The organism is Nostoc sp. MG11 (genome assembly GCF_014904695.1).
Classification (GTDB): Bacteria; Cyanobacteriota; Cyanobacteriia; order Cyanobacteriales; family Nostocaceae; genus Komarekiella.
The window spans coordinates 52,676-77,639 of the sequence record NZ_JACXXN010000018.1; the positions used below are offsets into that span (position 1 = coordinate 52,676).

At 41.4% G+C, this 24,964-nt stretch carries 21 protein-coding genes; 15 read left to right on the forward strand and 6 right to left on the reverse strand.

Annotated elements, in window-relative coordinates:
• Positions 1-3 precede the first annotated feature (3 nt).
• From HCR01_RS22570 to HCR01_RS22610, 9 genes are all read left to right on the forward strand, one after another.
• On the forward strand, positions 4-1,011 hold the full coding sequence (locus HCR01_RS22570; protein ID WP_193198348.1) for a glycosyltransferase: 1,008 nt from the start codon (positions 4-6) through the stop codon (positions 1,009-1,011).
• On the forward strand, positions 977-1,543 hold the full coding sequence (locus HCR01_RS22575; protein WP_320073157.1) for a Tfp pilus assembly protein FimT/FimU: 567 nt from the start codon (positions 977-979) through the stop codon (positions 1,541-1,543). Before HCR01_RS22570 ends, HCR01_RS22575 begins: the two co-directional genes overlap by 35 nt.
• Positions 1,544-1,575: 32 nt before the next feature.
• Positions 1,576-2,244 (forward strand): TIGR04282 family arsenosugar biosynthesis glycosyltransferase, encoded by a 669-nt coding sequence (locus HCR01_RS22580; protein ID WP_193198349.1) that lies wholly within the window; start codon positions 1,576-1,578, stop codon positions 2,242-2,244.
• Positions 2,245-2,481: 237 nt separating this feature from the next.
• The gene (locus tag HCR01_RS22585) at positions 2,482-3,321 is read left to right on the forward strand and encodes an HpsJ family protein (protein WP_193198350.1); all 840 of its coding nucleotides are present in this window, start codon (positions 2,482-2,484) and stop codon (positions 3,319-3,321) included.
• Positions 3,322-3,447: 126 nt separating this feature from the next.
• Positions 3,448-4,356, forward strand: coding sequence for a glycosyltransferase family 2 protein (locus tag HCR01_RS22590; protein WP_193198351.1), 909 nt, complete (start codon positions 3,448-3,450; stop codon positions 4,354-4,356).
• 497 nt (positions 4,357-4,853) lie between these two features.
• Positions 4,854-5,618, forward strand: a complete 765-nt coding sequence (locus tag HCR01_RS22595) for a DUF502 domain-containing protein (RefSeq protein ID WP_191756046.1) — start codon at positions 4,854-4,856, stop codon at positions 5,616-5,618.
• Between the two features lie 122 nt (positions 5,619-5,740).
• Positions 5,741-6,382, forward strand: coding sequence for a transcription antitermination factor NusB (gene nusB / locus HCR01_RS22600; protein ID WP_193198352.1), 642 nt, complete (start codon positions 5,741-5,743; stop codon positions 6,380-6,382).
• 264 nt (positions 6,383-6,646) lie between these two features.
• Positions 6,647-8,329, forward strand: a complete 1,683-nt coding sequence (gene ftsY, locus HCR01_RS22605) for a signal recognition particle-docking protein FtsY (protein WP_193198353.1) — start codon at positions 6,647-6,649, stop codon at positions 8,327-8,329.
• 1,236 nt (positions 8,330-9,565) lie between these two features.
• Positions 9,566-10,978: a PP2C family protein-serine/threonine phosphatase gene (locus tag HCR01_RS22610; protein WP_193198354.1), complete on the forward strand. Its 1,413-nt coding sequence runs from the start codon at positions 9,566-9,568 to the stop codon at positions 10,976-10,978.
• Positions 10,979-11,120: 142 nt separating this feature from the next.
• On the opposite strand, the gene HCR01_RS22615 is transcribed toward HCR01_RS22610, so the two are convergent.
• Complete coding sequence (locus HCR01_RS22615; protein ID WP_193198355.1) at positions 11,121-12,479, reverse strand: lamin tail domain-containing protein; 1,359 nt, start codon at positions 12,477-12,479, stop codon at positions 11,121-11,123.
• A gap of 429 nt (positions 12,480-12,908) precedes the next feature.
• Complete coding sequence (locus tag HCR01_RS22620) at positions 12,909-13,532, reverse strand: hypothetical protein (RefSeq protein WP_193198356.1); 624 nt, start codon at positions 13,530-13,532, stop codon at positions 12,909-12,911.
• Positions 13,533-13,879: 347 nt separating this feature from the next.
• Here HCR01_RS22620 and psbP point away from each other — a divergent pair, with 347 nt between their 5' ends.
• Together psbP and HCR01_RS22630 are read left to right on the forward strand one after the other, a co-directional pair.
• Positions 13,880-14,425 (forward strand): photosystem II reaction center PsbP, encoded by a 546-nt coding sequence (gene psbP / locus HCR01_RS22625; protein ID WP_193198357.1) that lies wholly within the window; start codon positions 13,880-13,882, stop codon positions 14,423-14,425.
• A gap of 89 nt (positions 14,426-14,514) precedes the next feature.
• Complete coding sequence (locus tag HCR01_RS22630) at positions 14,515-15,108, forward strand: Maf family protein (RefSeq protein ID WP_193198358.1); 594 nt, start codon at positions 14,515-14,517, stop codon at positions 15,106-15,108.
• Positions 15,109-15,136: 28 nt separating this feature from the next.
• On the opposite strand, the gene HCR01_RS22635 is transcribed toward HCR01_RS22630, so the two are convergent.
• Complete coding sequence (locus tag HCR01_RS22635; protein WP_193198359.1) at positions 15,137-15,364, reverse strand: hypothetical protein; 228 nt, start codon at positions 15,362-15,364, stop codon at positions 15,137-15,139.
• A 201-nt stretch (positions 15,365-15,565) separates the two neighbouring features.
• Between HCR01_RS22635 and HCR01_RS22640 the strand changes: the two genes are divergently transcribed.
• The 4 genes from HCR01_RS22640 to HCR01_RS22655 all read left to right on the forward strand — a co-directional run bounded on the left by HCR01_RS22640 (position 15,566) and on the right by HCR01_RS22655 (position 20,831).
• Positions 15,566-16,327: a phycocyanobilin:ferredoxin oxidoreductase gene (locus HCR01_RS22640; protein ID WP_193198360.1), complete on the forward strand. Its 762-nt coding sequence runs from the start codon at positions 15,566-15,568 to the stop codon at positions 16,325-16,327.
• 882 nt (positions 16,328-17,209) lie between these two features.
• Positions 17,210-18,634, forward strand: a complete 1,425-nt coding sequence (locus HCR01_RS22645; protein ID WP_193198361.1) for an HlyD family efflux transporter periplasmic adaptor subunit — start codon at positions 17,210-17,212, stop codon at positions 18,632-18,634.
• A 178-nt stretch (positions 18,635-18,812) separates the two neighbouring features.
• Entirely contained in the window at positions 18,813-19,967 is a 1,155-nt protein-coding gene (gene devC / locus HCR01_RS22650; RefSeq protein WP_193198362.1) for an ABC transporter permease DevC, read from the forward strand.
• Between the two features lie 159 nt (positions 19,968-20,126).
• Entirely contained in the window at positions 20,127-20,831 is a 705-nt protein-coding gene (locus HCR01_RS22655) for a DevA family ABC transporter ATP-binding protein (protein ID WP_162399359.1), read from the forward strand.
• Positions 20,832-20,948: 117 nt separating this feature from the next.
• Here HCR01_RS22655 and rpmB read toward each other — a convergent pair whose 3' ends face one another.
• The 3 genes from rpmB to HCR01_RS22670 form a co-directional block, all read right to left on the reverse strand.
• Positions 20,949-21,185: a 50S ribosomal protein L28 gene (rpmB, locus tag HCR01_RS22660; RefSeq protein WP_193198363.1), complete on the reverse strand. Its 237-nt coding sequence runs from the start codon at positions 21,183-21,185 to the stop codon at positions 20,949-20,951.
• A 235-nt stretch (positions 21,186-21,420) separates the two neighbouring features.
• Positions 21,421-23,412: a molecular chaperone HtpG gene (htpG, locus tag HCR01_RS22665; RefSeq protein WP_193198364.1), complete on the reverse strand. Its 1,992-nt coding sequence runs from the start codon at positions 23,410-23,412 to the stop codon at positions 21,421-21,423.
• 133 nt (positions 23,413-23,545) lie between these two features.
• Positions 23,546-24,892 carry a glycosyltransferase gene (locus HCR01_RS22670; RefSeq protein WP_193198365.1) on the reverse strand — a complete coding sequence of 449 codons (1,347 nt, stop codon included), beginning with the start codon at positions 24,890-24,892 and terminating at the stop codon, positions 23,546-23,548.
• Positions 24,893-24,964: the final 72 nt, after the last annotated feature.

Sequence of the window (24,964 nt, forward strand, 5' to 3'; positions counted from 1 at the left end):
ACAATGCCAAATATTTCTGTAATCATCCCTGCTTACAATAGCGAAAAAACTATTCAAAGAACAATTGAATCTGTTTTAAATCAAACTTTTGCTGACTTTGAGCTAATTATAATTAATGATGGTTCGCAAGATTCAACTTTAGGTATAATTTCACAATTCAAAGACTCCAGAATCAAAGTATTTGCCTTTAATAATTCTGGGGGAAATGTCAGCCGTAACCGTGGACTGAATTATGCAGTTGGAGAATTTATTAGTTTCTTAGATGCAGATGATATCTGGACGGCTGATAAGCTAGAACTTCAGTTGAAAGCTTTGCAGGAAAACTCTCAAGCAGCAGTTGCTTATAGCTGGACTGATTATATTAATGAAAATGATGAATTCGTAGTTTCAGGTACACACATTAATATGAATGGAAATGTTTATGAAAATCTGTTGTTGACTAATTTTTTAGAGAATGGTTCCAATCCTCTGATTCGTAGAGAAGCTTTAATTGAATTGGGTGGATTTGATAAATCCTTAAGTGCTGCTCAAGATTGGGATATGTGGTTGCGATTAGCTTACAAGTTTGATTTTGTGTGCATACCATCTATACAAATTTTATACCGAATAAGTGCTAATTCAGTTTCTTCTAATCTTGTCAGACAGGAAAAAGCCTGCTTAAAAGTGCTTGAAAGAGCCTATCGTGTAAGACCTTCAGCACTTAACGATAATTGGAATATCAGCCTTACAAATTTATACAAATACCTAACATGCAAAGCCCTACAAAAGCCGTTTAATCGACATAAAGGTTTAGTAGCAGCTAAATTTTTATGGAATTACGTTTTGAATGACTCTTCAAGACTTCAACGTATAACTTTCAGCTTAAAACTGTTATTGAAAATTGTTATAATTCTTTTTCTGCCTACCTTACTACACAGGATTATTAACCAGCGCGGAAACACAAGGCAGGAGGCTGAAAACCGATCAGAAAATCAAAGTGGATACTCAGGTGCATTTACCGTCTCTAGTTAATACAAAACATTTTTTAAATCGCTCTAACAGTGGCTTTACCTTGCCAGAGATGTTAGTAGTCGTCGTATTAATTGGTATATTAGCCGCGTTGGGAATACCCAATTGGCTAGCTTTTGTAGACACTCGTCGCCTCAACACTGCACAAAACGAAGTTCACCTTGCTATACGTCAAGCTCGAAGCCAAGCTACCAAAGAAAAATTGACTTGGCAAGTTAGCTTTCGTGAACAAAACGGTATTATTCAATGGGCTGTTCATCCTGCTACAGTAAACCCATCTACTGCTAACTGGAATAATTTAGATTCCAGTGTCCATTTTGATTCTGAGACAAACTTTCCACTCTCAAATGGAATACGCAAAGTTGAGTTTGACTACAGAGGTAATGCTAAAAGCCTCAACGATCTAGGACGGATCACGTTATCTAGTAAATATGGTGGTAAAGCTAAGCGTTGCGTTATTGTTTCGACAATTATAGGGGGAATGCGAACGGAAAAAGAGCAGGCTACAGCCGAAGGTGGCAAGTATTGCTATTAAGATATTTTTAGTTTATTCAAATAAGGTATTGTGTGCTGAAATCACCAAAAAGCTCAAAACAGCACTTAGTTATTTTTACTCGCTATCCAGAACCAGGGAAAACAAAAACCCGACTGATACCTGCTTTGGGTACTATTGGCGCTGCTAATCTTCAACGGCAAATGACAGAATATACAATATTTCAGGTTAGAGAACTGCAAAAGGTAGCTGCTATATCAGTTGAAGTGCGGTTCGCAGGTGGTGATTTGCAACTTATGCAAGACTGGCTGGGGTTGGGTTTAGTTTACCAGCCTCAAGGTGAAGGAGATCTAGGTTCACGCATGGCGCGATCGCTATTTGATGCTTTTGAGTCTGGTGCAAAAGAAGTAATGATCATCGGTACGGATTGTCCTGGAGTGAATGCCCAGATTTTAGCAATAGCCTTTGAGCAACTACAAGCCTTTGACCTTGTGCTTGGCCCAGCTATCGATGGTGGTTATTACTTGATTGGTTTGCGCCAACCTATCCCTGAGTTATTCGTTAACATCGAGTGGGGAACTGCTCAAGTATTCCAAAAAACTGTAGAGATTGCTCAGTTACTAAATTTGTCACCTGTATACTTGCCTACCTTGGCTGATGTTGATCGTCCAGAGGATTTGCCAATTTGGGAACAAACTCTTGAGGAGGAGTGCGGAAATGGAGGAGTGGAGAATAGAAACTAAATTCTTCACAGTACCCAATACCCTTACTTGGTTTCGTATCTTCCAACACCAGGAATTTTCTGAAGACAGTCTACATTACAGATGCTACTGTGGTGTAGTTTAAAACCAAGAGGCGAAGATTTTTGACTAGTCTTGAATCAGTCTTGTGTTCATACACAACATTTAAAGTTATGGGAACAATATTCAAGTAACTTGAAATATGAAAATCACTCTTATTTACCGCAAGTTTGAAAGACTATGGTTAACCGTTTTGCTGCCTTGAACACTGCCTTAACACTGAAGGTTGTTGGAATAATCTGCATTTTGTCCTTTTTTGTAGACTTTGTGATTCTACTGTTACCCTTTCAACCAACTGATCGGGGATGGCAAATCAGCATAGCAACGGCCCTTGTTGACCGGGGAATCGTGCCTCTGGTAGGCTTGGGGCTGCTGTTTGCTGCATATTGGATTGATAGTGCTGATGCTGGCGATCGCCCATCGGGTATCGATTTAAGATTTCCCGCCCTGATTATATCCAGTATTTTAGGGTTAATGTTCTTACTGATTTTTCCTCTGCACCTCAACAATGTGCGTCAAGCTAGCACTCAAACAGTAAATCAAATTTCCCAGGATGCGGATCAGGCAGAAAATCAACTGAAAAACCAGCTATCTCAATTCCAAGCACAGCTGAACAACGATCAGGCAAAAGCTCAGTTAGAACAATTGCGAAACCAAGCTAGAGCTCAGTTTACTGAACTACTTAAAGACGAACAGAAGTATAAGCAAGCGCTTGCAAATCCCCAACTTCCCGCTGAGCAAAAAGAATTACTCAAAAAGTTTAAAGCAAATCCCCAAGAACTTGACAAATTTATCGCGCAGCGCACAGATCCTCAAGGGGTTGCAAATCAAAGACTGAACCAAATTCGCCAGCGCAGAGACGAAGCTGAAAAACAAGCTAAAGATAATGCTTGGAAGTCTGGACTGAGGATTGGTATTAGCAGTTTGCTGTTGTCTATTGGTTACATTATCATCGGCTGGACAGGATTAAGAGGTATGGGTAGTTTACAAGGTGGTGGACGTAAAGCTACCGCGCGTTAATCAACTATCAGCATGGCAGTAGGACGCATCAAATATTTGTTGATGGTTCATGCTGCCACATACCTAATAGCTAATAACAATAAAAAGATAATTAACAACTTAGTTAAATCGCTATAAAACCTAAGAATGTTCTCAATTTACATACTGACATATAACGAAGAACTAGATATTGCTGCTTGTATTGAGTCGGCGATGCTATCGGATGACATCATTGTTGTAGACTCATGCAGTAGCGATCGCACAGTAGAAATCGCCAGTCACTATCCTATCCGCATCGTCCAACATCCCTTTGAAAGTCACGGTCGTCAACGCACTTGGATGTTGGAGTCTATCCCCCCAAAGCACGAATGGGTGTACATTCTTGAAGCCGACGAACGGATGACACCAGAACTTTTCACTGAAGGTGAAAAAGCCATACAGAATCCAGACTACATTGGCTACTACGTCGCCGAACGTGTCATGTTCATGAATCGTTGGATTCGTCATAGCACCCAGTATCCCCGTTATCAAATGCGTCTCTTCCGCCACGGTAAAGTCTGGTTTACAGACTATGGTCATACTGAACGAGAAGTTTGTGACGGTGCTACTAGTTTTTTAAAAGAAACTTACCCCCACTACACTTGCAGCAAAGGCTTGAGTCGCTGGATTGAAAAGCACAATCGGTATTCCACAGATGAAGCCCAAGAAACGCTGTATCAACTAGAACAGGGAGAAGTTAACTGGCGAGATTTGTTTTTCGGTAAGTCAGAAGTAGAAAAACGCCGCGCCCTCAAAGATTTGTCTTTGCGTTTACCCGCTAGACCGTTGCTACGCTTTTTGTATATGTATTTTATCTTGGGTGGCTGTTTAGACGGACGTGCTGGAATGGCTTGGTGTACATTGCAAGCATTCTACGAATACCTGATTTTGCTCAAAGTCTGGGAAATGAAGTATTTACCCAAGCCCAGCTTAGATACAAAAGTAATTCTTGCAGAAGAGAGTATACAACAGGTGCAGTGCGTGGCTTCAGAAACTACACAAGCTGATGCAGCTTAGAGAAATTTGGGAGTTGCGAGCCAAAAGAATTTTTCTTTTGGTTTTGATTTCCCAAGCTTTCAAGAGTGAGATTTTAAATATACATTAGCTGATTACGGCCCAAATTTGATAAATTAATGTTTTTAACACAAATTTTTCAGAAAAGCCGCTCCTAGCAATGCGTAAATTACTCACCAGACAAGACAACTCCTAAGTTTGCCTGGTGGTGCTTCCACAATCATGAGCAGCTTTTGGCTGAGCGCGGTAGATTAGTAATACTAACGGGACTTGCAACAATCATTTACAAGTCTTACAAAGAAAAGTAACATCCTCTAAGACTAACTACCCGCTAGTCGGTTGGTACATGTCTATTCATACACATTTGTATAAAAATAGCTGAATTTCCAGCAACAAGTGAGTATTTCTGTGGTAGCAGCCAAACAGCTTGCTGTTTGGAAAGTTATGTATGGCAAAAAATGCCTCAAGTAAAGTCTTCGCAATTTGACGAATCTGCTGGTATGAAGACCAATAATCAAAGTTCCTCTAGTCTCAAAAAGGAGAATCAGGGCTTGGTAATCGAACGCCTAAAACAGGACTTAAAAAATGACCTGATTGCTGGTTTGTTGGTAGTTATTCCGCTAGCAACCACCATCTGGCTAACGATTACAATTGCCACTTGGGTAATCAACTTTCTCACCCAAATTCCTAAACAACTGAATCCTTTTGATGGATTACACCCAATACTAGTGAATTTACTGAATTTTGTAGTGGGATTAGCTGTACCATTACTAAGTATTCTCTTGATTGGCTTAATGGCTCGGAATATTGCTGGGCGATGGTTGCTCGATTTTGGTGAACGCGTATTACAAGCTATTCCCTTAGCTGGACAGGTATACAAAACTCTCAAGCAACTTTTGGAAACAATACTAAAAGACTCAAATGGCAAGTTTCGCCGTGTAATTTTGGTAGAGTATCCCAGGCGGGGAATTTGGGCGATCGCCTTTGTCACTGGCGCGATCAGCGGTGATATCCAATCTCAAATGTCTCACCCGATGCTGAGTGTTTTTATCCCCACCACCCCAAACCCCACCACCGGATGGTATGCAGTAGTTCCTGAAGATGAGGTAGTGAACCTCTCATTATCGATTGAAGACGCCTTTAAAATAGTTGTGTCTGGTGGCATTGTTGCCCCCAATACGCCCTTGGTTTTTCCCAAAGAATCTCAACTGGAAGTAAAACACGACGAAACAAAGCAGTCGATTATCCCCGTCGAAGAAACTTAAAATCAATCAGGCAAAGTCACAAGCAATAGGATAACGTTGTTGTTTGGCTGTGCCAAAATTGATACACTTTTAAATCCACTCCTTCTAGTTAATCAATTCTCGCACAATCACCCCTCACTTTTATGCAACCTCGTAAACCTCAGCAAATTGCTCGTGAATTAGCGCTTTTAAGCCTTAGTCAATTGCCAGTAAACCCCAAGAAATTGGATCAATTGCAAGATGATCAACTAGTATCCAAGTTGGTACTAGGAGCAGTACGCACCCTGACATCAGAAGTACAAGATACCTTGGACAATGCCGCAGGTGAATTGCAACGCAGTAACGATCGCCTATTAAGCAGCCAAACTCGGGCCTCAGACATCAATACTGCTAGAACAATGCTCCAGGAGGCGATCGCATATACACAAACAGCAATCAATCAGCTGGGTACAGCAATTGATTTCCCAGAATTGATTCAGTTAGCTAATCAGGATAAGGGAGTCCGTAATTACGCCAAAGAGATTGTAATTACAGTCAACGAAAATCGAAATATTATAGATGAACTCATTTCTACTGCTTTAGTAGATTGGCAAGTAACTCGCCTTGCTCAAATCGACCGGGACATTTTGCAAATCGCTGTAGCAGAAATGAAGTTCTTAGGAGTTCCAGACAGCATTGCTATCAATGAAGCAGTGGAGCTAGCCAAACGCTACAGTGGAGACGAAGGTCATCGGTTTATTAACGGCGTTTTGCGCCGAGTCACAGAGCAGAAAAAAACTGCATAGGGTTTTTACCTCACTTCCTCAGCTGCATGAGTGCCAAGTTTTGAGCTAAGGATGAGGAGGTGCTTGTGTGCAAAAAGAAGTCTGAGAATCGGCTTTCGACTCTCAGAACTTTTGAGGATTATACCCGTCGTTGTGGCAACTCCTGTCAAACTGGCGTTGAAAAGTGAGGATAACCTGGGGGTTTTCACTCCAGGAAAGAGTACACAGTTAAATTAAACTCATAACTTATAACTCATAACTCACATAACAACTAGTACTGTTGCAATGGTTTTTAATTGGTTCCGTCGTCAACATCACGATTCTTCTAAAACTCCCTCTGAGCAGAAACAGGAAGAAACTCCTTCTATAAAAGAACCCCAAACAGAGCCAGCTGAACCGTCAACGCCAACGGCAGAAACTACACAAGACACGGGGACGGATTTGTTGGCATTTGCTAAAGCCGCCTACAAAAATATTCAGCAAAAACAACAATCTCAGGTAGAAGAAACTCCGCCTGATTCAACAGATGCTCAAGCCTCGCCAGAACAATCTGAGACCGCCGAAACTGTACAAACGCAAGTAACGGAAACGGCACAAGAAACAGTTGAGGAACCTGCTGGCATTACTTTAGAAGCTGCAACTCCTGAAGAAGTAACGGAAACATCACAGCCGGAAGCAGCAGTTATTGATGTTGCCCAAACAACAAGTGAGGAATTTGTTGGCATAAATGAAGAGAGTGTAGCAAGTTACGATGAGCCAGATGTTTCTAGCCCAGAACTAACTGTAAGTGAAACTGAATCAACAACGCCAGCCACCTTATCTTTCTTAGAACGAGCCGCAGCAGAACGGCAAGCCAGGCAGGAACGACTGATCGCCAGCGCGATTGAAGTATCAGAACCAGAGGTAGTTCAGCCACCAGCTACAACTGCACCAGAAACAACAGAAGAAATTCCCGGCTTGACATTTGATGAAGGGTTTGTGTGGTCAGCAGAAGTTTTGGCAGCTCAAGGTAGGCGTCCAGAAGATGTTTCTATTGAAGAAATTACCTGGTTGAAAAAGCTTCGCCAAGGTTTAGACAAAACTCGTCGTGGCATCCTGAACCAACTGAAGGCGATTGTTGGTCAAGGGCCGCTCAATCAAGCAGCTGTGACGGAAATTGAGGCGTTACTCCTGCAAGCTGATGTAGGTGTAGAGGCGACAGACTTGATCATTAACGCTCTACAGAAAAAATTACGAGAAGAAGTCACTCCACCAGATGAGGCGATCGCTTATCTGAAAAAAATCCTGCGGGATATGCTGGATGCACCAAGCCAAACATCCTATAAATCTACTTTTACCCCAGAAAAAGACACTCTCAATATTTGGTTAATCACCGGAGTCAATGGTGCTGGTAAAACCACTACCATCGGCAAAATTTCCCACTTAGCCCAGAAATCTGGCTATAAATGCTTGATTGGAGCAGCAGACACTTTCCGCGCCGCTGCTGTGGAACAAGTGAAAGTTTGGGGTACTAGAAGTGGTGTAGAAGTAATTGCCAATCCTGGAAAGAATACAGACCCGGCAGCAGTGGTATTTGATGCGATCGCTGCTGCTCAAGCGCGGCAAACGGAATTACTTTTAGTAGATACTGCTGGGCGACTGCAAAACAAGAAAAATTTAATGGATGAACTTAGTAAAATCCGTCGAATTATTGACAAAAAAGCCCCAAATGCCAAAGTAGAATCACTATTGGTTCTAGATGCCACTTTAGGGCAAAATGGATTGCGGCAAGCCGAAGTCTTCTCCCAAGCTGCTCAACTCAGTGGCGTTGTCTTAACCAAGCTCGATGGTACTGCCAAAGGAGGCGTAGCCCTTGCCGTTGTGCAACAGTTGGGTTTACCCATTCGCTTCATTGGTGCTGGTGAAGGCATTGAAGACCTACGTCCCTTTTCCAGCTATGAGTTTGTCGAAGCGCTATTGAGTGGTTAAGTGGCTAGTTGAAAAATTGTAGTCAAGATTTTCTCTTTACAAACTCATAAATTTAGGGCTTACTGATCTGGTATTATCACTTGGATAAACTACAAACAAAATGCTGGAAACAGTGTAAGTCCTAATTTCATTAGCTTGGCGCTACTTGCGGGTGACTTTTGCAAAAATTTCAGACTAATGCTATTTTTTTACGCATTAAATGGGGGTCTTTAAATATAGCAGTACTAGCATTTAGTTGCAATCCAGAGAAGTCCGAGCAGAACTTTGGATAACTGTCCTCACTAGTGGATTCCAAAAGTGAATTGATGTAGGTAAGCTGGTTCAACACTGACGTATGTATTCTCAGCTTCTACCTGCAAAAGTGTCTATAAATATTCTCTAGAGAAAGTTTAAAAGTTTGAAGTGCGATCGCTAAATCATAACAACCTTTCTAGCTTTTGAGTTAGAGGTCTGAGAATATGCTTTTTCTAAATTTTGTGTCAATCACTTTTATTGAGATTTTATACGTACCAAATACCTCTTTAAAATAAATTTTTGGCTAATATCTTTATTTAATTTAAACTGAATGAAAAGCCTGCAATGTATAGCTTTTAGCCATTTAAGTGCTTTTAAAATTTAAGCATAAACTGAATTTTAGTGGCTCTGATACAAGATGTATGTTCTAATTATTTTTTGAGTAAGCTAAAATACACCTCTGAGCATTTAAAAAGCTAATAAATGACAAATGAAAAAGTAGAAAACACAATCTGGTAAGTATCGTGGGAATTATGATATATAAATTAAATCTTTAAAAGCCTATTTGCTATTTATCACTTATGACATGAGCGCTATAAAGTTATACAAGTCCCTATGTAGATCCTCTCTCGCAACCCTTAAACATGTTCCTTAGCCTAAACGTTCACTCTGAAAGGATTATGTATTATTCTTTTGTCAAAGTATTTTTATGACTTAAGATATATGATTTGAGAATTAAGTTATGAAAAAATGAAAATTTTTCTAGAGTCTCCCTAGCATTACTGATTTTTACAACGGGGATTTTGATTAAAAATACATTACCTACAATTCCTAACATTGAACAAGAAATGCAATAAGCAAATACAATACTCATAAAAGTTACACCTTACGTCTTTATACTCTTGCTAAAGTGACAATTCTTGTCTCAATATGGTTTAGCAATGCCCAAGCCAAAGGATTTATAAGTCTAAAATCTACCGATATTCAAGTGCAATAGTACCTGTGCCTGTGTCTCAACTGCCCTCTCAACCCACTGACAACAATAGTACTGCCGCGACAGATGTCACACCAGTAGTGGCACTGAAAGAACTCGTGGCGCGGTTGCACCGGGAACAAAACAAAATCCAAGATTTGCTAAGTTCTTTAGGATTTGCCCTGAGAAGCTTCAATAATTTGAATCAGTTTTTGGAGCTAATTCCGTTGATGGCAACACGGGTGACAGATGCGGACGGCAGTGCTCTTTTTCTCTACAAACCCAATGGTCAAGTCAGGTTAGAGCAACTACACTGGCAAGATAGTCGCCAGCGTAAAAATATCCGCAAAGCGCTGGAAACAGCTAGCAGTCAGATTACACTTGTGCCTAACACTGTTCCTTTAGCAGCGGCTACAGGGATTTTGGATGACCAAATGCATCGCTATTTGGGGCCAGATGTGCAAATCTTTGGCACAGCAATTTTGGTGAAGCACACAGAACGGGGATGGCTCTATGTCTTGAGCCGCGATCCTGAATATAGCTGGACAGAAACTAGACAAAAATTAGTTAGGTTAGTGGCAGATCAAACAGCGGTAGCGATTGAGAACGATGAACTAGCCGTAGAACTAAGGAAGAAAGAACGCCTAGACCAAGAACTAGAAATTGGTGCAGAAATTCAACGGCGACTTTTGCCACGTCAATGCCCCACAATTCCTGGTGTAGCTCTCGCTGCACGCTGTAAACCAGCTAATCGTGTTGGCGGAGACTATTACGACTTTATTCCCACAAATCACAATCAGATTCAGCCAACTACTCAAAGCAGTATTCAAACTGGGCGCTGGGGTTTAGTAATTGGGGATGTTATGGGTAAGGGCGTTCCCGCAGGGCTAATTATGACTATGATGCGGGGAATGCTACGGGGAGAAGTACTACATGGTAATTCTCCATCAGGGATTCTGCAAAACTTAAACCGTGTTATGTACGCGGATTTGGAAAATTCCCACCGCTTTGTAACTTTATTTTATTCAGAATATAATCCTCAAAGCCAAATTTTGTCTTACAGCAATGCGGCGCACAATCCTCCTTTGTGGTGGCATGCAGCGACAAAAGCTGTTACCCGTTTGGATACTTTGGGAATGCTAATCGGTTTAGATGCTAACAGCCAATATGAAGATGCTCAGGCACAGTTAGAGCCTGGGGATACAATTATTTACTACACAGATGGCTTAACAGATGCCGCTGCCGCAGGAGGCGATCGCTTCGACGAAGACAACTTTATTACTGCTTTCAACACGGCTTGTAAGTATTGTAATGGCCCACAGGAAATTGTAGATTACCTATTTGACCAAGTTCAGCAATTCATCGGTTCTGATAAGCAAAACACCGATGACATGACACTGGTTGTTTTACAAATTTTATACCCAATAGTTAGTAGCCAGTAGTTATTAGCTAATAAATTAATAACTAGTGGAATAGTAAATTAGTCAAAACTTGTATAGGTTGGGTTTCGCTGCTGCTCAAACCAACAAAGTCTTGATAATGTTGGTTTTTGTTCCTAAACTCAAGCCTATTGACCTAAAATTATCAACTTGTTGTCCTTTCAAAACGTATAATTTCACCACTATTAGCACGGTTATATCTAACAGCGGCGATAACTTTCGATTGTTGATCGTTTACAGTGATTAATCCAGATCTATTACTAAGTTGCATTGAATTGGAACTAGATCGAGTAATTGCAAACTGCTTAACTTCATTCGGCTGAAGAATACCACTCAACGATTGAGGACGAGCTGCCTTATCACGCATCTCCCAGTTTGTTAAGTCAATCGGTTCATCTGTCACATTCTGCAACTTAACCCACTCTCCTGTGTCCTCTAATCCTACAGGATTTGCTAACGCTTCTACAATTATTACTGGCTTATTATTCTTGATTTCTATTGGCACAACCTCCACATCAGGACGCTCTTTCGGAACATCTGGAAGTGTTTCCGTCCCCTCGTTACCGAGAAATATAGGGAAGAATGAACGAATAAAATCTCCGCGACTACCATCAGATTTGATATTGCGGTATATGACTAAATCGTAGACGCCACTATTAATAATAGTACGTCGCTTGTCTTGCTTTACTCTGTCATTTATGCTCTCAAAGTAAACAACTGTTCCTATTGCAATTTCCGATTCTGGACTTGAACCGACAAAAAATCCACCTTTTTTCTTGAACAGTTGAGCGATAACTTCGCCTCGCATATTAGTAAGATACTGTAGCATTTGCAGAGTAACCACATTTGGATTATTGGGTATTTCATCACCCTGCAAATCATATTTATAGCCGAGAAAGTTGACGTTACGAATTTTCTCATCAAAGTAAAACTTAATCCAGGAGTGATAGCCAGAAATTTCTCCTAAGTTCTGTGTTCTATCTCTAGTACTTCTGAAATTTTCGTCAAACTTCGCTTCTCCAACAAAGACATGTTCAAAACCAGAGCAGAAATGAGTAGATTTACCTTTGTAATAGTTGGTATACATCTCAAACCAAATCTGTTTGAGTCTGGCTCGAAATTTTTGCTGTGAAAGGTTTTCTCCCAGTTCTTGATTGATGTATTCTAATGCCAGCTTCATCGGTTCAGTGGGTAGAATTGCATCAAGAAATTTCTCAATTTCTTCTTGTTCTTCAGCAGTTAAAATATCCTCTGCACGAAAATTGGCAATATAGTTGTCTAGAAGTTGGACAAAGGTAGTATAAGTTTGACCATTCAATTTTTCCTCATTGACTTGGAAAAATAGAGGTTGAGTAGCTAAGTCAATATTAGTTTTACCACTAGCCTCTGTCTGTAAATCAAGGAGAATATCAGCATCGGGATTTTTCCAACCGTCTCCACTTCTGAGACTGACTGAGAACCCATTCTTGTCGCTATTCCAGATTTGTTGATAGATATCGCTCATTAGTGTGTCTCCTGTTGTTATCAATACCAACTTGATGTCAATAATCTGTAGCAAAACTTCTTCCAAAGTTTAGCTGAACTCTCCGTACTTAAGACTCAAATGCCTTATTCGACTCATTTAAAGTACGGTAATTACAGGTGCATTATCTGAATGATGGATATGCCCTTATCGGTTGCAAAGGCAATTAATTGGTTAGAAGTTAGATGGTTATGAACTACTGCATTTTGACATTAAGGCATTAGCGATCGCCACCACTGGTCTAATACTTTACTCATAGTTAGGCTTGCGCTCAGGTTCTCTAAGTTAAAGTATAACTACGTAATAAACAGTTGTTTTTTATTACAAACTGCAATACCATCACCAATAATGGCTCAATGTTATTAGGTATGGCAGTACCCCACTGGGTGATTTTGCTTGCCTTGTCAGCAATTATCGATAAACAAGCCCTAGCCAATGGGGATAAGCATAAGAATCCGCAGCTACCAATCTTGACCCCCGATAAGTATAGAATATGGAACTGGCTGTTGTCTGAAGATTATCTATCAAGCGCACATCTTCACCGGAAGCTTCAAAACCAATACTCCACCAAGGATTGTCCCTAGCTACCACAGATGTAATTTCGACAGTACAAGGGTTATCTATGTTCTCATTGCTTACAACAGGTTGTACTGAAGAGTCGGGTAAAACTTGATAAAGCTGTGAATAACGAACTTTCTGCACACTCACCCACGAAGCATTATCTAAAACCGTTGCAGGCTGGAAGCTTTCTCCTGTGGAATCGCAACACAGCCACTTACCCCATTTTTCTGCTCTACCCTCCACTAATTCCCCAAAACGCAATAGGTCTAATTCGGCTTGCCGCCATTTGACTTCTAGCCTTCCTTGTCGCAGTTTTATCCCCATGTAATCACACCCTGGTGAGTAGAGATACAAATCTTCTCTTGTTTCTGGTGATTGCAACGAGTCAACAAGACAATTCTGCTGAAACCAAAGTTTAATGTCTTCCGGGATTGTGCCAGGGTAGAACCAGCGCAATTCGTTAGTTATCAGCATAATTTGTTTAGTCAAGGGTTAGGAGGTAGGGGGGCAGGGGGGCAGGGGGGGTAGAGGAGATATATTTTGGAATGCAACAATGGGTCTTTGAACTGGATGAATCCACCTCGGAACTGGATTAATGAGTCTTTGAACTGGATGAATCCACATCTGAACTGGATTGACGAGTCTTTGAACTGGATGAATCCACCTGGGAATTCCACTTCTGTGCTCCCTACTCCTCCCGCTCCGTTATCTTCCCATCTCTCCCTGGAGTGTGTCATCCGAAGCGTCCCTGATGATGGGAGAATAAAAACGAGAAATGATGGTGGCCTTGTTTTGCCTCCAGCCCAAAGGAATCTATAGAAATGTGGAAACGAATTGCATTGATTTTGCTATTAGTCTTGAGCTTTGGCTTGAGTAATTCTGGTGTAGCAACTGCGGCTGGACTCAAAAGCTTTGTAGATACTAATGATGGCTATGAGTTTTTATATCCTAACGGCTGGGTGCAAGTTAAAGTTGCTAACGGCCCAGATGTGGTATTCCACGATTTGATTGAGATATCTGAAAATGTTTCTGTGGTGATTAGTCCCGTTCCAGAAGGCAAAACTTTGCCAGAACTAGGGACACCAACGGAAGTAGGATATAAGTTGGGAAAAGCTGCTCTGGCTCCTCCTGACTCTGGCCGCTCAGCTGAGTTAGTCAATGCCGTTGAGCGAGAAGTTGACGGTAAAACGTACTATCTTCTGGAGTATGAGGTTAAACTTCCTAATCAGCAAGAACGACACAACATCGCCAGCGTTGCTGTTAGCCGTGGTAAACTTTTCACCTTGAACGCCTCAATTCCTGAAAGGCGTTGGCAGAAAGTTAAACGTATGATTGACAATGTTGTGAATTCTTTTTCTGTTTATTAGTCATTTGTCATTTGTACTGAGCGAAGTCGAAGTATTTGTCATCTGTTTAAGTAAAAGTCTTTTTGTCTTTTTATCTCCCCTAGTTCTCTATGGGAATTCTACCCTTTGTACTTGCTTCTGCTTCTCCAGCGCGACGCCGTTTGCTGCAAACTGTTGGTATTGAACCGATAGTTAGACCCAGTGATTTTGATGAGTCGCAAATTCAATTAAATGAGCCTGCACAATTGGTCAAAACTCTTGCTCAGTGCAAGGCGGAAACTGTCGTACCGCAGTTTGAATCAGCTTTGATTATGGGTTGTGATTCGGTTTTGTCACTCAATGGTGAGATTCATGGCAAACCAGCAAACGCCTCAGAAGCGATCGCTCGTTGGCAGGTAATGCAAGGTAAATTCGGTGACTTGTACACAGGTCATGCCTTGATTGACCTTTCCCAAAACCGCACCATAGTTAAGTCCCAAGTGACAAGGGTTTACTTTGGTCAAATGAGCGATCGCACAATTGCTGCCTATGTAGCCACAGGTGAACCCCTCAAATGTGCTGGTGCTTTCGCCCTCGAAGGTTTTGGTAGTTTATTTGTGGAAAAAATCGAAGGCTGTCACAGCAACGTGATTGGACTCAGTTTGCCCCTGCTGCGGCAAATGTTAGCGGAACTAGGATACGATGTCACTGATTTTTGGCGATAGTCATTTATCATTTGTCCGAAGTCAATGACTAATAACGAAATTGTCTCCTGTGCAGCAGCGCTTCCCCATGATCTGGAATCCAAACCAGCCACTCGTCTTCAGAAACCGGACACAATAAAAGTGCTTCGTCAAAACTGTATGGGTTAGGAAGTTGCAAAAGGTCTACCCAAGTAGAAGCTTTTAGTTGCCGCATACCTTCCCAATTCTGTCTTCTTGCTTGTAAAGCAAAATCTGGTCTATTAGAATCTAGTTTCATAGCTGTGTACTAGTCTAAGTTAATGGACTAATCAAAAATTATTTCTGTAACCTAGACTACAAAATAAATAATATTTTTGAAAAGTCAATGTTTCATAACTTTACGTTGGCTAGGTGCAAGTGTTTGCTTATATTGCAAGCTAGAACAGGTGTGGCACGGCAGGCTGTAGACTGGCAACTAGATAACATTTCTCAGTAGAACATGTCATTTACTTCTATTCCCTCACTGCGTGAGCAACAACATCCCCTAATTCGTCAGCTAGCTGATTGTATTGAGGCAGCTTGGCATAAGCACTTGGATCTGTCGCCTTACCAGTTGCCTGCTGAGTTAGGGTATGTAGAAGGTAGATTAGAGGGCGAAAAACTAATAATTCAAAACAGCTGTTACCAAACTCCCCAGTTCCGAAAAATCCACTTGGAACTGGCAAAAGTAGGAAATATGCTGGATATTTTGCACTGTGTGATGTTTCCTCGGCCAGAATATGACTTGCCAATGTTTGGTTGTGATTTAGTTGCGGGTAGGGGTCAAATTAGTGCAGCGATCGCAGACCTTTCACCTGTTCACATAGAGCGTGTCTTACCAGCATCTTATACTTCTGCACTGACGGCGTTAACAACCCTTAACTTTTCTCAACCCCGTGAATTACCTGAATGGGGAAATATCTTTTCTGATTTTTGTATTTTTGTGCGCCCCGGTTCTCCAGAAGAAGAAGCGATGTTTCTTTCTCGCGTGGGTGATTTTTTAGATATTCATTGCACCCAGGCGATCGCCTCTAGTCCAGTTTCGCCTGAACAAGTAACGCAAAATCTCGCTGGACAACACAACTACTGCACCAAACAGCAGCAAAACGACAAAACCCGCCGCGTATTAGAAAAAGCCTTTGGCTCAGCTTGGGCAGAACATTACATGACCACAGTTTTATTTGACCTCCCAGATTCATCAGCCCCCTCTCCCCATCTGTAAGCTCTGTTACGTTTTCCCGTAACTGATGAATGTAGAATTCATTCAACGAGAGTTTGATGGAGTCCCAAAGCAGCAGTGAGAGCAGCAAGTTTTTTGGAGCAAATAGCCAAAGATGGTTTGTTGCCTTGGTAGGTATAAACGACCAGCCCTGCTAACAGGTTGACCAAATTAAGGAAACTGTGATGTTAAGAATGCTCAAGTTGAGAAAAATTTTTTAGTTGGTCGCTGACTTACTGAAGGAAGACTTGGTTTGGCAGCAAAATCGTTTCCAACAACGGTAACAGTGTGTTTACTAGATACGCGCTATTCCTCGCTTACTGGCGTAACTATTTCTGCAAGGTTAAACAGTGCCTTTACTTATTTCAAGGTGTTTGGATATCAAATAATTAAGGGCTTTGTCTAAGATATTTGACAGCAAATAAATTCACCTGTGGCTTACTTCTCATAGCTTCAAACTAGAGCATCGATTCAGTAATAGCAAAAACCCGATTTCTTTTCCGTAAAATGACCAATTATCGTTGACTGTAGAGACGTTGCAATGCAACGTCTCTACGAAATAATCGGTTTTTCTCGCCCCTATCTTGAATACTAAATCGGTGTTCTAGGGAACCCCGTCACGAAGATTTTTGGTGTATTCTCCTAACTCACATCATATTCACGTCTTAATCAGACTCAAAGTTATTTAATAGCCAGCAAACACAAAACGCTATTTTGCAAGAGCATTCATTAAGCAGTGGGTTTAAAGCAACTTCCAGCTTTAAACTACTGTTGCTTCTCCTATGCAACTGGCTATTTGCTAAAAACCCTTTTTGACTAATTTAACTGCGCCTAACTCATTTTTTTACTGCCATCACCACAATTCAGATAAACGGGCAACATACCATGTCAAGGGTGACTGAGAAGCCAAAACCAAGCGAGCAGCCACTTAATCATGAACAAGCTAAGATTTGGTGGGGCATTGCTGTAGCTGTGCCGATAGTAATCGCTGCTGGGGTACTAGGTACAGCCAAAATCGAGCAGTTAAGAAAACTCACTACGCCCGTACCCGTAGCGCCAGTTGCTAATAGCATTAGTGCTGTTGGGCGTTTGGAGCCGCGGGGAGAAGTCGTTAGACTGTCTGCCCCAAGTGCAGGATTAGCAGCGTCTTCACGAATTCAGCAAATTTTCGTGAGAGAAGGTGAACGGGTAAGGCAAGGTCAAGTAGTTGCGATTTTGGATAACCGCGATACCCAAGTAGCAGTAGTGGAAGAGGCAAAAGCCAAACTGCAAGAATCTCGTGCGAATTTAGCGCAAGTGAGAGCAGGTTCACCAAGAGACATTCAAGCTCAAAGAGCAGTCATTGCTAGGCTACAAGCTCAGTTAAGGGGGGAAAGAGATGCTCAGCAAGCGACGATCGCTCGGATCGCCGCCCAGTTAAGTGGAGAAAAAATCGCTCAACAAGCAATGGTAAATCGCCTAGAAGCTGAACTGACTGGGCAAAGAGATACTTTAAGAGCGACAATTACACGGATCCGAGCCGAGCAGCGCAATGCCCAAATCGATGCTGGACGCTATGATATGTTGTACCGAGAAGGTGCGATTTCTCAACAAGAACGCGATAGAAGACGTCTAACTGCCATAACTTCTAATCAGCAAGTTGTCGAAAGCCAAGCTACCTTAAGGCAAACACTAGCAACTCTACGACAGCAACTTGCCGAAGCCAGAGCCAATCAGATCACAAATTTAGCGACTTTGCAACAGCAGCTAATCGAAGCCAGAGTTAACCGCGACAAAACTGTAGCAACTCTGCAAAGGCAAATCGACGAAGAAAAAGCCAAACTGAGCAGAATTTTAGAAGTTAGCCCGACTGACTCGCAAGTAGCACAAGCTCAAGTTAGCAATGCGATCGCCAATGTTAGAAAAGCAGAAGCAGAGCTAAAGTTGAGCTATGTTCAAGCACCAATTGCTGGAGAAATTTTAAAAATTCACACCAAATCAGGTGAAGCCATCAGTTCAAATGGCATTGCTGAAATTGGACAAACTAATCAGATGTTTGTGATTGCCGAAGTTCCTGAAGACGGTATTGGTAAAGTGCGCGTTGGTCAAAATGCCACTATCACCAGTGATAATGGAGCATTTAACGGAGAATTAAAAGGAACCGTCACTGAAATTGGTAGAAAAATAGGCAAAAAAGATGTGCTGAATACAGATCCAGCAGCAGATGTGGATGCCAGAGTTGTAGAAGTTAAAATCGCTCTGTCTCCAGAAGATAGCCAACTAGTTTCTGGTTTGACCTACGCTAAAGTAATTGTCGAAATTAATATCTAATCAAGTTATGAGTGAGCAGTAATGATTTATTTGTACTGCAATACTTGCATTATTTATAATGCAGGCAATCATAATTATTAGTTAATAAAATTAATTATCTCCAATCAAAATAGTTTTAAAAATTATTTTACATTTAATGCTTTATGAATTAGATACTACCTGCTTAACAGCCTAGAAAATGAATCAAAAAATACCTCTGTCTTGGCTACAGTTGACAAGAGAAAAAACTCGCCTAGCCGTAGCTCTGGCAGGCATTGCCTTTGCTGATATTTTAATGTTTATGCAACTTGGTTTCCGAGATGCACTTTATTATAGTAACGTTCGGTTCCATACCAGCTTGCAAGGCGATATTGTTTTAATCAACAGTCAATCTAACGCTCTGTTGGCGATGAAAAGTTTTTCCCAACGGCGATTGTATAAGGCTTTAGATTTACAAGAAGTACAATCAGTCCATCCTATATATTTGGACTATACAAGTTGGAAAAATCCTGTAACTGGTCGTCCTCGTAATATCCTAATTTTTGGAATTAATCCAGAAGTTAACTTGTTAAACTTACCTGGAGTTCAAGAAAATTTAGATAAAGTTAAACTACCTGATGTAGTTTTATATGACCGTTCTTCTAGGGTAGAGTATGGGCCAATTGCGGCTAATTTTGAGCAAGGAAAGACAGTAACAGCAGAAGTGAGAAGGAGACAAATAAAAGTAGAAGGACTATTTACATTAGGTGCATCCTTTGGAGCAGATGGTAATTTAATTACGAGTGATGTTAACTTTATACGGATATTCACTAATCGTCAGCGAGGATTAATTGATATTGGACTAATTAGATTGAAACCTGGAGCAAATGCTACAGTTGTTGTCCAAAATTTACGCAACTATTTACCTAAAGATATTAACGTTTTAACTAAGCAAGAATTTATTGACTTTGAGCGGAATTACTGGGCGAGTGGTACGGCGATCGGATTTATTTTCACGCTAGGGACAATTATGGGTTTTATTGTAGGAACTGTGATTGTGTATCAAATACTTTATACAGAAGTTACAGAGCATTTAGCTGAGTATGCCACTCTCAAAGCAATCGGCTATACACAAAGATATTTGTTGATTGTGATTTTACAAGAAGCTTTATTGTTAGCAGTTTTAGGATACATTCCTGGATTTACTTTTACGATGTTTCTTTACCAAAGGGCTAGAGAGGCTACACTTTTACCAGTTTTTATGAGCTTTGGTCGTGCGGTCATGGTGTTAATTATGACTATTCTAATGTGCTTTATTTCTGGTGCGATCGCTGTACGAAAATTACGCTCTGCGGATCCAGCAGATATCTTTTAATTAAAGATGATAAGCAATATTTAATTTTGAATATTATAAATTCAAGATTAATTATTAACAGCTAATAAAAATTGTGAACCATAATTTATAGTTGAGAGATTATAAATCCTCAAACTTACTAAACCATCTCAAAAAAGCTAAATTATAGCTACAAAATTTATGATGAGAGAACCAGTAATTACGATTAAAAACCTGAATCATTACTACGGTAAAGGCGCACTAAAAAGACAAATTTTATTTGACATTAACCTAGATATTTATGCTGGAGAGATTGTAATTATGACTGGGCCATCAGGGTCAGGAAAAACAACATTACTGAGCTTGATTGGTGGTTTGCGGTCTGTACAAGAGGGAAGCTTAAAATTTCTAGGTGAAGAACTATTTGGTGTCAGTCAGAACAAGCTGGTGCAAATGCGGCGCAAAATTGGTTATATTTTCCAGGCTCATAATTTACTGGGGTTCTTGACTGCTAGGCAAAATGTGCAAATGGCGGTGGAATTGAATGAAAATATATCTCAAACTGAGGCAGTATCTAAGTCAGAAGGTATGCTAGGGGCTGTTGGTTTAAACGAACGAATTAATTACTATCCAGACAATCTTTCTGGTGGACAAAAACAAAGAATAGCGATCGCCCGCGCCTTAGTGAATCGTCCCCCACTGGTGCTAGCAGACGAACCAACAGCAGCTTTAGACAAGCAATCAGGACGCGATGTTGTAGAAATAATGCAGAGCCTTGCCAAAGAGCAGGGAACTACGATCTTGTTAGTGACGCACGACAACCGCATCTTGGACATAGCCGATCGCATCATAGAAATGGAAGATGGTCTTTTAGCCCGTAATTCCCAAAGTGCAGTTATCAGTTAGTAGTAGTAGGATTCTAAAATCAAAACTTAAAAACCTCCCCAAAAGGGGGAGGCGATTAAGGAGAATATTCTTCAACCCAGGAATTAGGGTTTGGTGTCGGTGCGCTGGCTGAGCAGTCTAGTAATGGTTCAGGTTAATGCCAGCTTCTTTTGCCATTGCTTCCAACCCTTTGATTTCTAGGGTTTTGATTGCTTTAGTACACAGCTTCAGTTTTACCCAGCGATTACCACCTTGCCACCAAACGCGCTTGTTTTGCAGATTGGCATGTTGAAGCCGTTTTGTGCGGCGGTGGGAGTGGGAAACGGCAAAGGCGTTATTGGCCTTTTTACCAGTTAGTTCACAGCGACGAGACATAGCAACTATCTCCAGTTAGTTTTTGAATACAGCCTTTCCATTTTAGGACTTAGGCAGCGGAAGTAGTTAAGGAAGGAGTGGGAGAGTGGGAGTAGCGCTTCGGCTTCTCTACGAGACGCTACGCGTAGCTTGCTTCCCCATAGGTAAGCTCAGCAACCGGGGTAGAGAGAGGGGACAAGGAGGACAAGGAGGACAAGGGAAATAAATACTGACCCTTGACCCTTGACCCCTTGTCCTACTTACTAGCCTGTTCCGTCAGCTTGGTGAGTACTTCGTTTGAGCGCTCAACGAAAGATTTCATTCCCTCAGCGTCAAAGCCTTTTTGAGACATCAGTGCCAAATCATAGACGTGTTGGCAAATCATATTTACCAACTGATTTGTAGGCGATTGAGCGTCACCTTGGATGATAGTACCTTGGTTGAGATTCGCTAAGTTTTGAATCAGCGGGTGAGCAGTATTCACCAGCAAAATGTGGTCTTCGGGAAACTCTGCTGTTTGCTGCTGCATCATAGCGTTCATTTCCCGCAGGCGGCGGAGAATCTCTGGTAGTAGCACGATCGCAGGTGGTGTTCCTTGGGGATTATCGGCTTTTAAAGCTTCGGTACGGATGTTGAGTTTGGGTTTGTTGAGGGATTTCTCAAATAACTCTTTGATGACCTCACTCCGGGTTTTGTTGGTTTTGGGATCAACAATTTCCGTCGCTTTGTCTTGTTCCAACAAGGTATTATCTAAGTCGGAGTCTACCCGTGTAAACTTAACATCCTGATATTCCCGCTCTAAGAAGTTGATAAAGTGGGTGTCGATGAAGGAGTCCATAAACAGGACTTCTAAACCTTGGTTTTTGTGCAATTCTACATAGGTAGCTTGGGTTGCTTCATCGGTGCTGTAGAAAACCCGATTTTCGTGGCGTTCTTTGTTGCGTTCTAAATACTCTTTCAGCGTCGTATAGGGAGCGCTGGGTGCTGAGTTCTCAGAATTGGATGATGCAGGAGTAACATCTTGCCACGCATCCCCTTCTGAGGACTGTACTTCAACTGCTGGAGTTTCGGCAGCAGGTTTGTCTGTAAGTTTGGCGGTGGTGCGAAAAACGATGATATCTTCGATTTGTTTTTTGAATTTCTCGTCGTTGAGAACACCAAATTTGACAAAAGTTCCGAGGTCTTTCCAAGCACTAATGTATTGTTCGCGGTTGTCGCGGAAAAGTTCTTTGAGGCGATCGCCTACTTTTTTGGCAATATAATCACCAATTCGCCGTACGGTGCGATCGCCTTGCAATGCACTACGCGACACATTCAAGGGAATATCACTGCTATCAATCACACCCCGCATCGGTGTTAAAAATTGCGGGATAATTTCTTCGCAGTTATCGCTAACAAAAACTTGATTGCAAAATAGTTTGATCTGCCCTTTAGTAACATCTACATCGGGCTTCATTTTCGGAAAATACAGAATACCGTTGATGATAAAGGGATAATCTGTATTCAGATGCACCCACAACAGCGGTTCTTCCTGAAAAGGATACAGGTAGCGGTAAAACTCTAAATAATCTTCTTGACTCAGACTACTTGGTGACTCACGCCACGGTGCTTTTTGCCGATTTAAGACTTCACCTTCCAATTTAATTGGCACTGGCATGAAGTCACAGTAAGTCTTGACAAGATTCTTAATGCGTGCCGCTTCTAAAAATTCTTCCTCTTCTCCTTGCAGAGTCAGGGTAATAGTAGTACCGCGAGTTGTACGGGATGAATCTTCTAGGGTAAATTCTGGAGAACCATCGCAAGTCCAATGAACCGCCTGCGCTCCTTCTTGGTAGGAAAGGGTATCAATTTCAACTTTTTGCGCCACCATGAACGAGGAGTAGAAGCCAAGACCGAAGTGACCGATAATTGGTTGATCTGATTTGCCTTGATACTTGTGAATAAATTCTTCAGCACTGGAGAAGGCAACCTGATTGATGTATTTTTTCACTTCCTCTGCTGTCATTCCGATACCATTGTCGGAAATAGAGAGAGTCTTGTTATTTTTGTCGATGGCGATTTCAATTTCTGGTTCGCCGATGTCTCCACCATACTCCCCGGCTTGAGATACCATTTTCAGTTTTTGAATGGCATCTACAGCGTTGGATACCAGTTCCCGCAAGAAGATTTGGTGATCTGAGTAGAGCGACTTCTTGATAATTGGGAAAATATTCTCAGTATGAATACTGATAGTACCTTGTTCTAGCATGGTTATCCGTCTGTGTTAGTTGCAGAGATAATTCTGAGGATCAATTTTCCGCGATTCCTCTGTTGTCTTAGGTAAGGAATGCCTCTTCATTTTATTCGGATTTCACTACCATCAATCATAAATGCTGTTGAAACTACCGTTGCAGGTTGTTATATAGGGCGGCTATTTCCGCAGCTTGCATATCTAGAGTACGAACTGGTTTAATACCTTGGCGTAATTTATTCAGTAAATTTGCATCTGTTGCTAACAGCCGAAGGCTCTCAGTCCAAGCCTTGGTATCGTTAGCAGTGACTAACCAACCATCAATGCCATGTCTTACCAGTTCTGCGATCCCGCCTAAATTGGAACCGATTACAGGTAAAGATAGGGCATGGGCTTCTAGTACGACTAAAGGGCCAGTTTCCAGCCATTGAGAGGGCACAGCCAGTATATCGTAATTGGCCATAGCCTTGGGCAGTTCTTCTCTTGTTAGTTGTTTTTCTACACGAATCCGAGGATCGTTGCCGATTAGGTTAAAAATTGTTTGGCGATATCGTTCATCCTGCGCTATTCCATGAATTATTAACTCAATGGGAATTTCCGCAGGTAAATCTTTAACTGCTTGTACTAAGATATCGATGCCTTTATATATATCCCAGCGTCCTAAAAAAACTACTTTTAAAGGGATAGATTGCTTATGTGCTAGTGGTGTTTCTTGTGTAGCGTAACCAATTCCATAGCGGCAGAGAACAAGTTTTTCTTCAGGGATGCCGTTGATGAGTAGAGCTTTATAGAGCCAATCACACACTGCTATGATGCGATCGGCAAATTTTGCCATTTCTAGTAAACTTTGTAGACGGGCATTGACATAACCAGGTACGACAAAAGGACGTACAAACCGCCCTAATTCCTCGTCTACTGAAGCAGGTAGATAGGCACTTGTGGGCAAAGGTAATTGACTTAGGACAGACATAGGCAAATGGCTGAAAGTTTTGACCATTGCCGCAGGTAGTTTACTGCTTAAAGTATCGGCACACTGAGAACAACGCACTACATCGATTTTGCCATCACAGACTTGTTGCCCGTTAAACATTAAGGTAGTCCGCTGGCAAATAGGTAGAGGATAGTGGATTGTTACCACTGTTGATATGCCTAATTCTTTAGCTAAACGTAAATGGGGTAATCCACAATATGCCTCCCAATGATGTTGATGATATATATCTGCTTTTTGGCTGGTTAACCAATTAGCGAAATATTCAAATTTACCATGTGGAAATTGTCCATGATTGGGTTGTGTTTTGGGTGCTGGAAAGACAGGATATCGATAAACTTCTACGTCGTTATGTTTACAAGTATCTTCTTTTTGGGAACCGTTACTAGCCGCTGCTATTTGGATGTCAATATTATGCGAACTTAGTTGTGGCAGTAACTCATTCAGGTTTACTTGAATACCACCACATTTATCCGGGAAATAACGAGCAAGAGCTTGGATTGCTTTCATAATCAGCACTTCTGGGTGAGTAAATCGGCTCTTGCTATTTTATTCGCTGTATTGTCAATTACCCAGTAATAG

Coding starts and splice junctions, on each gene's coding strand:
- HCR01_RS22570 (WP_193198348.1), top strand. CDS start 4: ATGCCAAATATTTCTGTAATCATCCCTGCTTACAATAGCGAAAAAACT.
- HCR01_RS22585 (WP_193198350.1), top strand. CDS start 2,482: ATGGTTAACCGTTTTGCTGCCTTGAACACTGCCTTAACACTGAAGGTT.
- HCR01_RS22590 (WP_193198351.1), top strand. CDS start 3,448: ATGTTCTCAATTTACATACTGACATATAACGAAGAACTAGATATTGCT.
- HCR01_RS22595 (WP_191756046.1), top strand. CDS start 4,854: ATGAAGACCAATAATCAAAGTTCCTCTAGTCTCAAAAAGGAGAATCAG.
- nusB (WP_193198352.1), top strand. CDS start 5,741: ATGCAACCTCGTAAACCTCAGCAAATTGCTCGTGAATTAGCGCTTTTA.
- ftsY (WP_193198353.1), top strand. CDS start 6,647: ATGGTTTTTAATTGGTTCCGTCGTCAACATCACGATTCTTCTAAAACT.
- HCR01_RS22615 (WP_193198355.1), bottom strand. CDS start 12,479: ATGAGCGATATCTATCAACAAATCTGGAATAGCGACAAGAATGGGTTC.
- HCR01_RS22620 (WP_193198356.1), bottom strand. CDS start 13,532: ATGCTGATAACTAACGAATTGCGCTGGTTCTACCCTGGCACAATCCCG.
- psbP (WP_193198357.1), top strand. CDS start 13,880: ATGTGGAAACGAATTGCATTGATTTTGCTATTAGTCTTGAGCTTTGGC.
- HCR01_RS22630 (WP_193198358.1), top strand. CDS start 14,515: ATGGGAATTCTACCCTTTGTACTTGCTTCTGCTTCTCCAGCGCGACGC.
- HCR01_RS22635 (WP_193198359.1), bottom strand. CDS start 15,364: ATGAAACTAGATTCTAATAGACCAGATTTTGCTTTACAAGCAAGAAGA.
- HCR01_RS22640 (WP_193198360.1), top strand. CDS start 15,566: ATGTCATTTACTTCTATTCCCTCACTGCGTGAGCAACAACATCCCCTA.
- HCR01_RS22645 (WP_193198361.1), top strand. CDS start 17,210: ATGTCAAGGGTGACTGAGAAGCCAAAACCAAGCGAGCAGCCACTTAAT.
- devC (WP_193198362.1), top strand. CDS start 18,813: ATGAATCAAAAAATACCTCTGTCTTGGCTACAGTTGACAAGAGAAAAA.
- HCR01_RS22655 (WP_162399359.1), top strand. CDS start 20,127: ATGATGAGAGAACCAGTAATTACGATTAAAAACCTGAATCATTACTAC.
- rpmB (WP_193198363.1), bottom strand. CDS start 21,185: ATGTCTCGTCGCTGTGAACTAACTGGTAAAAAGGCCAATAACGCCTTT.
- htpG (WP_193198364.1), bottom strand. CDS start 23,412: ATGCTAGAACAAGGTACTATCAGTATTCATACTGAGAATATTTTCCCA.
- HCR01_RS22670 (WP_193198365.1), bottom strand. CDS start 24,892: ATGAAAGCAATCCAAGCTCTTGCTCGTTATTTCCCGGATAAATGTGGT.